Here is a 12,557-nt window from a genome sequence, read left to right as displayed (position 1 = left end):
CATGGCGATTCGCGTGCAGTCCACGGCGTTCGATCCGGGTGCTGAAGTCAACGCCATGCACGCCGCCAATGTCGGCGTCGGTGCGGTGGTGAGTTTTGTCGGCTACGTGCGCGACTTCAACGATGGGCTGGAGGTGGCCGGGATGTTTCTGGAACACTACCCGGGCATGACCGAAAAAGCCCTCGGCAAGATCGCGGTTGAGGCGCAGCAGCGCTGGCCGTTGCTCAAGCTGGAAGTGCTGCATCGTATCGGTGCCCTGGAACCGGGCGAGCCGATCGTCTTCGTCGGCGCCGCCAGCGCCCACCGCCAGGCGGCATTCGACGCCTGCGCTTTTGTCATGGACTACCTGAAAACCCGGGCGCCGTTCTGGAAGAAAGAACACACCCGTGACGGGGCGCGCTGGGTGGAAGGGCGCGACAGTGATCATGCGGCGGCGGATCGCTGGAAGCAGTAAGTTCTGCTGTGTCCGCAAGTACGCCATCGCGGGCAAGCCACGCTCCCACAGGTTTTTGTGTCGTGCACACACTATGTGAACAACGTAAAAACCTGTGGGAGCGGGCTTGCCCGCGAAGAGGCCATCCGCAACCCCGGATACCCATCTGACCCACCTCCCGACCGCCGGCCGGCACCTCTTCATTTTCCCCAATTGACGACTTATACATAAAAGTCCAGTATGGATTTATAAGTACAAAAAAGGCTTCTCCCCCGTTTCAGCTCTTTCTTCTGTCTTGCCAAACCAACAACAACCCGCGAGAGAACGAACATGAAGAAATTCCCCCTCATCACCGGTCTGGCCCTGAGCCTGTTGGCGTGCAGCACGTTGTTCGCCGCCGAGAAAACCCTGCGCATCGGTATCGAGGCGGCCTACCCACCCTTCGCCTCGAAAAGCTCGGACGGCAAGATCGTCGGTTTCGACTACGACATCGGCAATGCCCTGTGCGCGCAGATGCAGGTCAAGTGCCAGTGGGTCGAAGGTGAGTTCGACGGTCTGATTCCCTCCCTGAAGGTGAAGAAAATCGACATGGCGCTGTCGTCCATGACCATCAACGAAGACCGCAAGAAGTCAGTGGATTTCACCCACAAGTACTACTTCACCTCATCGCGGCTGGTGATGAAGGAAGGCGCGGTGGTGGATGACCAGTACGCCAGCCTTAAAGGCAAGACAATCGGCGTGCAACGTGCAACCACCACCGATCGTTACGCCACCGAGGTGTTTGAACCCAAAGGCGTCAACGTCAAGCGTTACAGCAACAACGAAGAGATCTACATGGACCTGGCGGCCGGTCGCCTCGACGCGATTTTTGCCGACACCATTCCGCTGAATGACTTCCTGACGATGCCCCGTGGCCAGGGCTATGCGTTTGTCGGGCCGGAGCTCAAGGATCCGAAATACGTGGGTGAGGGCGCCGGGATTGCGGTGCGCAAGGGCAACACCGAGCTGGTCACCCAGCTGAACACGGCCATCGACGGGATTCGCGCCAGTGGCGAATACCAGAAGATTTCCGAGAAGTACTTCAAGTCTGATATCTACGGCGACTGATCGAATGCCTTCGCTGGCAAGCCAGCTCCTACAGGGGATCTTCAGTGAACGCGAAGTGGGTGAACGACGCGGATTCCGTGTAGGAGCCGGCTTGCTGGCGAAGACGGCGGCACAGTCAATAGAAGTGGTGACTGATAGACCGCTTTCGCTGGCAAGCCAGCTCCTACAGGGGTGCGGCGTTCCGACGCAGACGCCATCGGCCTGGTCAAAATCCAACCCAATCGCCGAAATTTAATCCCTTCTTAACCGGCCTGTCGTCTATTCCCCGATACCCACCCGTGCGCGCCAGGCTCTCAAAGGTCGGGGCCAGCGTGTAGACTTTGGGCAATCGATATTCAGAAGGGAAACGCAATGAGCGAGGAAACAATGCGGTTGAGCCGGGAACGGCGCTATCTGGTGTTACTGGGCGCCATCTGCCTGGCGCTGATCGGCGGCGCGCTGTACATGCAAATCGTCCTGGGCGAGGCGCCGTGCCCGCTGTGCATCCTGCAACGCTACGCCTTGCTGCTGATTGCGATCTTCGCCTTCATCGGCGCGGCCATGAGCACCCGCCGCAGCATCACGGTGTTCGAAACCCTGGTGGTGATCTGCGCCCTGGCAGGCGTCGGGGTGGCCGGGCATCACGTCTACACCCAGTTCTATCCGACCGTCAGCTGTGGCATCGATGTGCTGCAACCGATTGTCGACGGTTTGCCGCTGGCGAAGCTCTTCCCGCTGGGCTTCCAGGTCGATGGCTTCTGCTCGACGCCGTACCCGCCGATTCTCGGCCTGTCCCTGGCTCAATGGGCGCTGGTCGCCTTTGTACTGGTGGTCATTCTTGTGCCGCTGCTCACGTCGCGTAACCGCAGAGGGTTGCGCTAAGCCCGTACTGCGCATTCTGCGTAAAAGCAAAAAACGCCCCGGTCCTCGTTGAGAGCGCCGGGGCGTTTTGCATGGCAGAGGGCAGGTAAAAAGACCTTGATGCGCGACAAGTCGGGGGGCGGCATGTGTGCGACATGTTGTCACAGCGCAAGTGTCGCAGGGCATTTCGAGACCGTGAATTCGCGCCAGTCTACGCAACAAAAAGCCAGTTTTTCAACAGCAGGCGGCTGCGACCTTGAAACGCCCGAACAGGCAGTTTTAACAGGGCTTGGCGAATTGCCGGAGCCCTTGTCGCATAGGGGTTAGGGCCGGGTCGAAGGAGGACGTAGAGCCTTCGATGCTGTCTGAACTGAGCGCGGTAGACCTACTATTTTTGGTGTTTTTGTTGAGAATTAATTTCGATAACATGCCGGACTTTTGCGAAATTCGTGAATGATTGTTGCTGAAATGGATAAAAATTATTTCGGGATGAGACATGGTTTATGAATCGCTACGTCACTACAATCGCCCGCACTGAATTCCCGGCACTGCTCACCCTTACACAGGTGCACGAGCAGGAATAGGGCGTCGAGAGGCTGGATGGCTTCATGCGACTCCCAGGTGTCGGTGCCTTCCACTATCCGCACCAAATGGAATTGGTCTGTAACAAGGCCTTTGACCACGAATTCGAATAAGAACTCACCGCTGTCCCAGGATTTGTCGAACAGCGTCTGACGCGCGACGGGCAGCCCTTATTCAATCCAAGAAAAATGCCAACCCTTGGCAGGGTGAAGTGTTGGCGATCAAAACCCAACTGCATTGCGCAAGCTGCTTTAGAGGTCGTGAGATGAGTAAAAACAGGTACCCCAGACTACTAGGCTTATTGCCGCTGATCGGCACGTTGCTGCTGTCAGGCTGCAACATGACCTTGCTCAATCCAACGGGCCAGGTTGGCCTGGAGCAGCGCAACCTGATCATCACCGCAACGTTGCTGATGCTGTTGGTCGTGGTCCCGGTCATCGTCATGACCTTCCTGTTCGCCTGGAAATACCGCGCGACCAACACTGACGCCGTGTACACGCCGAAGTGGTCGCACTCCACCAAGATCGAAATCGCGGTGTGGGCTGTTCCAGTGCTGATCATCATTGCTCTGGGTTACGTCACCTACGTGTCGACCCACGCTCTGGACCCTTACAAGCCGCTGGAATCCGACGTCAAGCCGATCACCATCGAAGTGGTCGCGCTGGACTGGAAGTGGGTGTTCATCTATCCGGAGCAAGGCATCGCCACCGTCAACAAGATCGTGTTCCCGACGAATACCCCGGTCAACTTCAAGGTGACGTCGGACTCGGTGATGAACTCGTTCTTCATCCCTGGCCTGGGCGGCCAGATCTACGCGATGGCCGGTATGCAGACCAAGTTGCACCTGATTGCCAACCGTGACGCTGAAATGGAAGGCATCTCTGCCAACTACAGCGGCGCAGGTTTCACCGGCATGAAATTCAAAGCGATCTCAACTTCTCAGGAAAATTTCGACGCCTGGGTAAGCGAAGTCAAAAAGGCACCTAAACAGCTGGAAAAAGCTGAATACGAAGCCCTTTCCAAACCAAGCCAGAACAACCCAGTCGAGCTCTACTCCTCGGTCACGCCGAACCTGTTCCAGATCATCGTCGACAAGTACGAAGGCATGAATCCGGGCAAGCCGATGCACCACGAGAAGAAAGAGAAAGAAGTGGCCCATATGGAAGGGATGGACATGAGTTCGCATTCAGCTGCCGGGGCAGAGGAGTAAACGATGTTTGGTAAATTAAGTTGGGAAGCGGTCCCGTTCCACGAACCGATCGTGATGATAACCATCGCCATGATCGCACTCGGTGGTCTGGCGCTGTTCGCTGCACTCACCTACTTCAAGAAGTGGACCTACCTGTGGACCGAGTGGCTGACGTCGGTCGACCACAAGAAAATCGGCGTGATGTACATCATCGTTGCCATGGTCATGCTGCTGCGCGGTTTTGCCGACGCCATCATGATGCGGACCCAGTTGGCCATGGCCACCGAGGGTTCGCCTGGCTACCTGCCACCTGAACACTATGACCAGATCTTCACCGCTCACGGTGTGATCATGATCATCTTCATGGCGATGCCATTCTTCACCGGCCTGATGAACCTGGCAGTGCCGCTGCAGATCGGCGCGCGTGACGTTGCGTACCCGTTCCTGAACTCCCTGAGCTTCTGGCTGCTGGTATCGGGCGTAGTGCTGATCAACCTGTCCCTGGGCGTCGGCGAATTCGCCAAGACCGGCTGGGTTGCCTATCCGCCGCTGTCGGGCCTGCAATACAGTCCGGGCGTGGGGATGGATTACTACATCTGGGCGCTCCAGCTATCCGGGTTGGGTACGACGCTGACGGGGGTCAACTTCCTGGCCACCGTGCTGAAAATGCGTACCCCTGGCATGAAACTGATGGACATGCCGATCTTCACCTGGACCTGCACCTGGGCCAACGTCCTGATCGTGGCTTCGTTCCCGATCCTGACCGCTACCCTGGCACTGCTGACACTTGACCGTTACATGGATTTCCACATTTTCACCAATGAACTTGGTGGCAATCCAATGATGTACGTCAACCTGTTCTGGGCTTGGGGTCACCCTGAGGTGTACATCCTGATCCTGCCGGCGTTCGGGATTTTCTCGGAAGTCATCTCGACCTTCACCGGTAAGAAACTGTTCGGCCACCACTCGATGGTCTACGCCTCGGGCGCAATCTCGATCCTGGGCTTCATGGTCTGGCTGCACCACTTCTTCACCATGGGTTCGGGTGCCAGCGTCAACGCCTTCTTCGGTCTGGCGACGATGCTGATTTCGATCCCGACGGGGGTGAAGCTATTCAACTGGCTGTTCACCATTTACCAGGGCCGTCTGCGTTTCACCAGCCAGGTGCTCTGGACCCTGGGCTTCATGGTGACCTTCGCCATCGGCGGCATGACCGGCGTACTGCTGGCCATCCCGGGTGCTGACTTCGTCCTGCACAACAGCCTGTTCGTGATCGCGCACTTCCACAACGTGATCATCGGCGGCGCGGTATTCGGCTACATCGCAGGCTTCGCGTTCTACTTCCCGAAAGCGTTCGGCTTCAAGCTGCACGAAGGTTGGGGCAAGGCGGCATTCTGGTTCTGGATCACCGGCTTCTTCGTCGCGTTCATGCCGCTCTATGTCCTGGGCTTCATGGGCATGACCCGTCGCCTGAACGCCACCACCAACCCTGAGTGGGTGCCGTACCTGTACGTCGCCATGTTCGGTGCGGTGATGATCGCTGTCGGCATCGCCTGCCAGCTGATCCAGCTGTACGTCAGTGTGCGTGACCGTAACAAGCCGGAAAACATGTGCGAACACGGTGACCCGTGGAATGCCCATACCCTGGAATGGTCGACCTCGTCGCCACCACCGTTCTACAACTTTGCCGTGCTGCCAAAAGCCGACGTCATCGACCCGTTCACCGAAGCCAAGGAAGACGGCACCGCATACAAGGCTCCGGCCAAGTACGAGCCGATCCACATGCCCAACAACACCGCGACCGGTGTGGTCATGGGCGCACTGTTGACCGTGTTCGGTTTCGCGATGATCTGGCACATCTGGTGGCTGGCCATCTTCGGCCTCGCCGGCACCGTGATCTACTTCGTGATCCACGCTGCACGTGACGACCAGGGCTATATGGTGCCGGTCGACGTGATCGAGCGCATCGAAGCCGAGCAGCACAAACGTCTGGTAGCGGCCGGGAAAGTCCCAGCCACCGCCACCCGTGTTGAAACCTCGTTGGAACAGGCTTAAACCATGTCGAACTTAGTGACCAATGCTGGACACACCCATGTCGATGGACATGGGCACGATGACCATCACCACGACTCGGGCGAGATGACCGTATTCGGTTTCTGGCTCTACCTGATGACCGACTGCATTCTGTTTGCGTCGATCTTCGCGGTGTACGCGGTACTGGTTAACAACGTAGCGGGCGGCCCGTCGGGCGCCGACATTTTTGAACTGCCTTACGTGCTGGGCGAAACCGCTCTGCTGTTGTTCAGTTCGATCACCTACGGCTTCGCCATGCTGGCGTTGTTCAAGGGCAAGAAGAGCCAGGTGCTGGGCTGGCTGGGCATGACCTTCCTGTTCGGTGCCGGCTTCATCGGCATGGAGATCAACGAGTTCCACGTACTGATTTCCGAAGGCTACGGCCCTAGCCGTTCCGGCTTCCTGTCCGGGTTCTTCACCCTGGTCGGCACCCACGGTCTGCACGTGACCAGCGGTCTGATCTGGATGGCGATCATGATGTATCAGGTGCAGAAAAACGGCCTGACGGCGACCAACAAGACCCGTCTGAGCTGCCTGAGCCTGTTCTGGCACTTCCTGGACGTGGTGTGGATCTGCGTATTCACCGTTGTTTATCTGATGGGGACTATGTAAATGGCTAACGCTCATTCTCACGATGCCCACGATGCGAACCATGGCAGCGTCAAGTCCTACGCCATCGGTTTCATCCTGTCGGTGATCCTGACCGTCATTCCTTTCGGCCTGGTGATGTACCCGTCGCTGCCAAAAGCCATGACCCTGTGGATCGTACTGGCCTTCGCAGTCATCCAGGTGCTGGTGCACCTGGTGTACTTCCTCCACCTGGACCGCTCCGCCGCCCAGCGTAACAACGTGATCGCGTTTGTTTTCGCAGCATTGGTAATCGTCCTGCTGGTAGGCCTGTCGCTGTGGATCATGTTCAGCATCCACACCAACATGATGGCGCACTGAGGTAAGTCCGGATGTCCTTGAAGCACTTTATCCAAATCACCAAACCGGGGATCATTTTCGGTAACGTGCTTTCAGTGGCAGGCGGATTTTTCCTGGCCTCCAAAGGGCATGTCGATCTGGCCATCTTCCTGGCTGCGATGATCGGCACGTCCCTGGTAGTGGCTTCCGGTTGCGTGTTCAACAACTGCATCGACCGCGACATCGACCTGAAGATGGAACGCACCAAGAACCGGGTGCTGGTCCAGGGCTTGATCTCCCTGAAACTGGCCCTGGCCTTTGCGACCGTCCTGGGTGTTTTCGGCGTTGCCCTGTTGTACAAGGTGGCCAACCCGTTGGCCGCCTTGTTCGCGGTGATCGGCTTCGTCATCTACGTCGGCTTCTACAGCCTGTACCTCAAGCGCAAGTCGGTTCACGGCACGCTGGTGGGCAGTCTGTCGGGGGCGATGCCGCCGGTGATTGGCTACGTCGCTGTGACCAACAGCTTTGACATGGCCGCACTGACGCTGCTGGTGATGTTCAGCCTGTGGCAGATGCCGCATTCCTACGCCATTGCGATCTTCCGCTTCAACGATTACCTGGCCGCATCGATCCCGGTGCTGCCAGTGAAGCGCGGGATTGAAGTGGCCAAGAAGCACATCCTGCTCTACATCCTGGCCTTCCTCGTGGCGACCTTGATGCTGACCTTCAGCGGCTACGCCGGCATGAGCTACCTCGCCGTCGCCGCAGCCATGGGCATGTACTGGCTGTACATGGCCTGGACCGGCTACAAGGCAGTGGATGACACGGTCTGGGCACGCAAGCTGTTCGTGTTCTCGATCTTCACCATTACCGCGTTGAGCGTGATGATGTCGCTGGATTTCCAGGTGCCGAGTGAGTTGTTGCTGACTTACGCGCCTTAAGGTCTGGATGCCGTAACGAAAAACCCCGCCTTCGAGAGAAGTGCGGGGTTTTTTATTGGGGATTTTCTGGTGGACCGTGTTGCCGCCTTCGCGAGCAAGCTTGCTCCTACAGCAGATCGGGTTCAGCCGCCGCATTCCGAGTACGACGCTGAACCTCTGTAGGAGCAAGCTTGCTCGCGATGGCGGTCTGACAGACAACAATAATTGGTCAGGTAAACAGCAGAAATTTCCCACGAAGCTTTCAGGTTGTCGGTCAGAAATCACCTCTCTAACCTCGGGACGTTAGCAACTCAGCGGCGGAAATTATTTGACACCGCGTTACGCCCAAAAGTATTAGAGGTTCGATAATGGACGTGCCGGAGGCAATCACCCCCAGCGTTAATACCAGCAAGGCGTTGGGGCAGGCATTGATTTCGATGTTCAAATCCGTGGAAGCGGAGTTGATGCTTGAGAGCGCAGAACCAGGGGCGGTCAAAATTATCGTGTTTGGTGGCTGTGCGGTTCACCTTTATACAAATCATCGTGTTTCCACAGACGTTGATGCCGAGGTGTATGAGGCGAATGTCCCGCAAGCTCTTCACCTACAAACCATGCTCGCGGAAATACCTGAGCAATTTGTCGATGAGCGATCCGGTCGATTGATGGAGCTAAACTATGACCTTCAATACAACACGAGCTTTGGTCCAATTCATGAGGATTACTGGGAGCGGAGCCTTCCCCTTACAGAATTCCCGCTCGAATCTCCTTTGCATGTTCACGTTGCCGCACCGATCGACATTGCGATCTCTAAACTGGGTAGAGCTACCGATCAGGACATCGACGATATCATGGCGCTTCTCAGGAGCGGCTTCATACTGAGCACCGAGTTCCATCGACTGGCATTGCAGGCGATTGATGTATATGTTGGCAATAAAGAGCCGCCAACCTCGGTTCTCACCCATATTTTGCATGACTATCTGGAGAGCTCAGATGACGAAGCCCCTTAGCGGCCACGTCCTCTCAACCGCCTTGGACACACTGGTCAAAAACCCTTTAAATCAGGCAGATGAAGCTGCGCTTGTGAGCGCCGCCAAAGCTGTTTGGTACTCGAACTCGAACCTTGCAAGCGAAGTAACAGCATTTCTGAGCTGCCACTCCGATGAAGTGGAGGTTAGACGCGCAGGTTATCTGCTCGAACGATTTACTCGCTTTGCCTGCGTTTCTGATCTGCGCGTATCGGAAACACTCAATGTGCTCGAGCTTTTTGCGCATTCGACTTTCAGGCAAGGGATGACGCCACAAGCCGTCGCACCGCTTCGCGGACGCTGTGATGAGCTCGCCGTGTCCTGGGGGTTAAGCGAAGGCCTTGGTCTGAGGGTTCAAACCCTCATGCCTTTCCAGACTCGGCATTACGAGGCTGAGCAGCGCGCAACCACGAGGTAGCTCATGACAAAGCGCGACTTGTTTGCAGCGTTGATGCAGGGTGTTGATGAGATGACTGCTCAGCGCCAAGGAACGATCAAATTGCGAAGCAGTAGTGTGGAGAACACGCCAGTTCTCGAAGCCAGTTCGCAATATCGAGTCGAAGACCAGGATTTAGACTGCCTTTTGGGGCTGGCTGGTGGAGAAAAGCTCTAGTTATCGTTGAGCGATTAGAGGGCTTTGGTCTGATCCTGTCGGTCGACAGTGCGATCACCGCAATCCTTGTGGGAGCGAGCTTGCTCGCGAAGAGGCCGTTACAGCCAGCATTGATGTTGCCTGATACGCCGCCTTCGCCGGCAAGCCGGTCTCGCTCCCACAGGACTGATATCGGGCAGTTATTTATTTTGTGTGTCCAGCAACCGGAAGAACCGCTCCCGCACCTGGACGTTATCGCTGTGAGCAACGTTGAAACGCAGAAAGTGACTGGCATCCGGCGCTTTGCTGAGCAGGGTGCCCGGCGCCAGCACCAGGTCGATGTCCAGGCCTTTCCTCGCCAGGGTTTCGGCATGATGCCCTTCGGGCAATCGCGTCCAGATGAACAACCCTTCATGGGGCAGCGATGACACCGAGCAACCGGCTTCCAGCAGCCAGCGCGTCACCCGACTGCTCGACTCGTAAAGCCGGTCCACCGTGCGCCGGGTGTGTTTGGCATAACTGCCATCGCTGAGCATCGTGCAGATAATCTGTTCCGCCAGTTCCGACGTCATGCCACCGCAGGTCATTTTCAGGGTGATCATCCGTGCGGCCAGCTGCGGCGAAAGCACCGCATAGCTGACCCGGCTGTTGGCCGTCAGGGTCTTGGAGAAACCGGACACGTAACTGACGTTGTCCAGCCCGCCCGCGGCCAGGCGTGGCGTCATGCGCTGCTGCATGTCGCAATACAAGTCGTCTTCGAGGATGTGGAAACCATAACGGTGGCTCAACTCCAGCAAGCGATAAACCTGCGCGGGGGAGAACGAGTGTCCGGTCGGGTTGTGCAGGGTGCTGTTGGCCATGTAGAGAACGGGACGATGGGCGATCAGCAACTGCTCGAAGGCCTCCAGGTCCATGCCGTCACAATCCCGGGGGATGGTGATGACCTTGGCACCATGCAAGGCCAGGTTGGTGTGCATGGTGAAGTAACAGGGGTCGTCGAGCAGCACGGTGTCGCCGGGTTTGACCAGCAGGCGCATCAGCATGTCGATGGCCTGCACGGTGTTGGCCGTGGTGATGATCTGGTCCACCGGCACTTCGATGCCGTGGGTCGACAGCTTCACCCGCAACGCCTCGCGCAGCGGCAGGTAACCGCCGGCAACGCCGTATTCGCCCATGCGCAGGGAAGTTGCGCGCAGGGTGCCGCGCACGGCTTTAAGCAGCTCGTCAGCCGGCAGCCACGAGGACGGCAGGAAACCGGCGCCAGGGCGCAGCGCGCCATTGTCCAGCAACACCGCGCGGCGGACCACGCTGAGGGTGTCTTGAGGTTGCAGGTCCGGGCCGGCATCGGTCTGGATCGGGAGGCTGGAACGGTGCACGAAATGTCCCGAACCCTGGCGTGACACCACCAGTCCCTTGGCCCGCAGGCGGTCCAGGGCATCGACCACCGTGGACTTGCCGACGTTCATCAAATCGGAGAGTTCGCGAATCGGCGGCAGCCTGGAGCCGTGGGGCAGCCCGCCCTGGCTGATCGCAACGGTCAACTGATCGACGATCTGCTGCACCAGCGGCGCGCCGGGCTGGAATTCGATGGCGGCGATGACTGCGCGTTGAACCTGCATTTTACTGGTCTCTCCGACAGTAAAGTTCGTTTGATTCTATACGAACTTGCTCTGATCAGAACAAGCCTTCCTCTCTACCATCACCTTACAGACTTTCCTGGTTGTCGGCGCCTGCGGTCCCGCAATCGCTTGGCTCAGAGGTGTTGCATGAGTGTTCAAACAACGGTCGCCGTCGCCAAACCGGTGATCAACATCCGCCTGTTCACGATCAGGATCATCACCGCCGTGTCGCTGTTTGCCGTGCTGGGCAAGGCCAACGTGTGGCTCGACACCGCCACCAACAGCATTCTCGCCCTCGGTTACCGGGCCTTGTTGTTGCTCTTGCCTCTGACATTGCTGGTGCTCGGCCGGCGCTCCCTGAGCGTCACCCTGTTGTGCGCCGCCCTCGGGCTGGTGTTGCTGGCGGTTACCAGCAACCAGGGCATGGTGATGTTCGCCGCGGCGCTGTTTGCCTATGGCATCGCCATCGCCGGGTACCTGATCAAGAGCGAAGCGGCCCAGACCAAGGAAGGTGCAGCCTACAACCGGGTCGCCATGAACATGGGCAGCCTGGTGGCGGGGCTGATCCTGCTTTCGCCGCTGCTGACCCCGACGATGTTTTTCCTTGGCGCTGCGAGTTTCGTCCTGCTGTGCCTGCCGATCGCCATGGGCGCCACCTTCACCACCCAACCGGTCATTGCCCAGCCAGCTACCCACGATGGCAGTGGCTGGCGCAACAAACTGCCATGGGTGATTGCCGGCATCATCATGGGGATCAAGCTGTTCGGCGTGTTCTCGATCCTGCCCCAGGCGATCCTGCTCGAGACCGGTGAATTGCCGGCCTGGTATGGCCTGATGCTGATCCTCAACAGCGCAGTGGTGGTGTTCGCCCAGGTGCCGGTGATGAAGCTGATCGAGCGCACCGGGCGCTTCAAGGTGATCGCGGTGATCGGGATCATCATCGGCGGCTTTGCGGTGCTCTCGTCTCCGGCCGCCTTCCATGTCGAAACCCTGGTCGGCGCGCTGATCTGGGTGGCGCTGCTGTCCATCGCCGAATGTGCGTTCAGCTACCTCGATTACTTCTCGGTCAAGCAGAACAACATGTTCGTCAAGGAAGTGTCCCTGGGCGTCGGCGCCGGGCTGACGGTGCTGATCATGCGGGTCGTGCCAGCGCCGTACAACGCCCTGGTGCTGGCCGCCATCGGCGCGGGCGGGATTCTGGCCTGGTACTGGCTCAACCGCAAATCCAACGCGTCGCTGCACGACTGAGTCATCGACGTTTGCGTACGTTT

At 58.0% G+C, this 12,557-nt stretch carries 13 protein-coding genes; 12 read left to right on the top strand and 1 reads right to left on the bottom strand.

What is annotated here, in order from left to right:
• Position 1 precedes the first annotated feature (1 nt).
• From moaE to ACA062_RS27760, 11 genes are all read left to right on the top strand, one after another.
• Complete coding sequence (gene moaE / locus ACA062_RS27810) at positions 2–454, top strand: molybdopterin synthase catalytic subunit MoaE (protein WP_497453900.1); 453 nt, start codon at positions 2–4, stop codon at positions 452–454.
• A 309-nt stretch (positions 455–763) separates the two neighbouring features.
• Positions 764–1,540 (top strand): ABC transporter substrate-binding protein, encoded by a 777-nt coding sequence (locus ACA062_RS27805; protein WP_497453899.1) that lies wholly within the window; start codon positions 764–766, stop codon positions 1,538–1,540.
• A 351-nt stretch (positions 1,541–1,891) separates the two neighbouring features.
• Positions 1,892–2,401 (top strand): disulfide bond formation protein B, encoded by a 510-nt coding sequence (locus ACA062_RS27800; protein ID WP_497453898.1) that lies wholly within the window; start codon positions 1,892–1,894, stop codon positions 2,399–2,401.
• Between the two features lie 826 nt (positions 2,402–3,227).
• Positions 3,228–4,172: a ubiquinol oxidase subunit II gene (cyoA, locus tag ACA062_RS27795; protein WP_497453897.1), complete on the top strand. Its 945-nt coding sequence runs from the start codon at positions 3,228–3,230 to the stop codon at positions 4,170–4,172.
• A 3-nt stretch (positions 4,173–4,175) separates the two neighbouring features.
• A complete protein-coding gene (cyoB, locus tag ACA062_RS27790) occupies positions 4,176–6,206 on the top strand; it encodes a cytochrome o ubiquinol oxidase subunit I (protein WP_497453896.1) in 2,031 nt (676 codons plus the stop codon).
• 3 nt (positions 6,207–6,209) lie between these two features.
• Positions 6,210–6,836: a cytochrome o ubiquinol oxidase subunit III gene (locus ACA062_RS27785; RefSeq protein WP_497453895.1), complete on the top strand. Its 627-nt coding sequence runs from the start codon at positions 6,210–6,212 to the stop codon at positions 6,834–6,836.
• Positions 6,837–7,172, top strand: coding sequence for a cytochrome o ubiquinol oxidase subunit IV (cyoD, locus tag ACA062_RS27780; RefSeq protein ID WP_497453894.1), 336 nt, complete (start codon positions 6,837–6,839; stop codon positions 7,170–7,172). It abuts the gene before it with no gap.
• Between the two features lie 11 nt (positions 7,173–7,183).
• Positions 7,184–8,071, top strand: a complete 888-nt coding sequence (cyoE, locus tag ACA062_RS27775) for a heme o synthase (protein WP_497440063.1) — start codon at positions 7,184–7,186, stop codon at positions 8,069–8,071.
• Between the two features lie 347 nt (positions 8,072–8,418).
• Positions 8,419–9,057, top strand: a complete 639-nt coding sequence (locus ACA062_RS27770; protein ID WP_497453893.1) for a DUF6036 family nucleotidyltransferase — start codon at positions 8,419–8,421, stop codon at positions 9,055–9,057.
• A complete protein-coding gene (locus tag ACA062_RS27765; protein WP_497453892.1) occupies positions 9,041–9,493 on the top strand; it encodes a hypothetical protein in 453 nt (150 codons plus the stop codon). The genes ACA062_RS27770 and ACA062_RS27765 overlap by 17 nt, the downstream gene beginning before the upstream one ends.
• Before the next feature lie 3 nt (positions 9,494–9,496).
• Positions 9,497–9,688, top strand: coding sequence for a hypothetical protein (locus tag ACA062_RS27760; RefSeq protein ID WP_497453891.1), 192 nt, complete (start codon positions 9,497–9,499; stop codon positions 9,686–9,688).
• 179 nt (positions 9,689–9,867) lie between these two features.
• Here ACA062_RS27760 and ACA062_RS27755 read toward each other — a convergent pair whose 3' ends face one another.
• On the bottom strand, positions 9,868–11,286 hold the full coding sequence (locus ACA062_RS27755; protein WP_497453890.1) for an aminotransferase-like domain-containing protein: 1,419 nt from the start codon (positions 11,284–11,286) through the stop codon (positions 9,868–9,870).
• A 147-nt stretch (positions 11,287–11,433) separates the two neighbouring features.
• On the opposite strand from ACA062_RS27755, the gene ACA062_RS27750 reads away from it, so the two are divergent.
• On the top strand, positions 11,434–12,534 hold the full coding sequence (locus ACA062_RS27750; RefSeq protein ID WP_497453889.1) for an MFS transporter: 1,101 nt from the start codon (positions 11,434–11,436) through the stop codon (positions 12,532–12,534).
• The last annotated feature ends 23 nt before the right edge of the window (positions 12,535–12,557 follow it).

It is taken from the genome of Pseudomonas sp. LBUM1679 (genome assembly GCF_059695565.1).
Note: the sequence above shows the minus strand (reverse complement) of the source record. Positions and strands in the feature narration are given on the sequence as shown.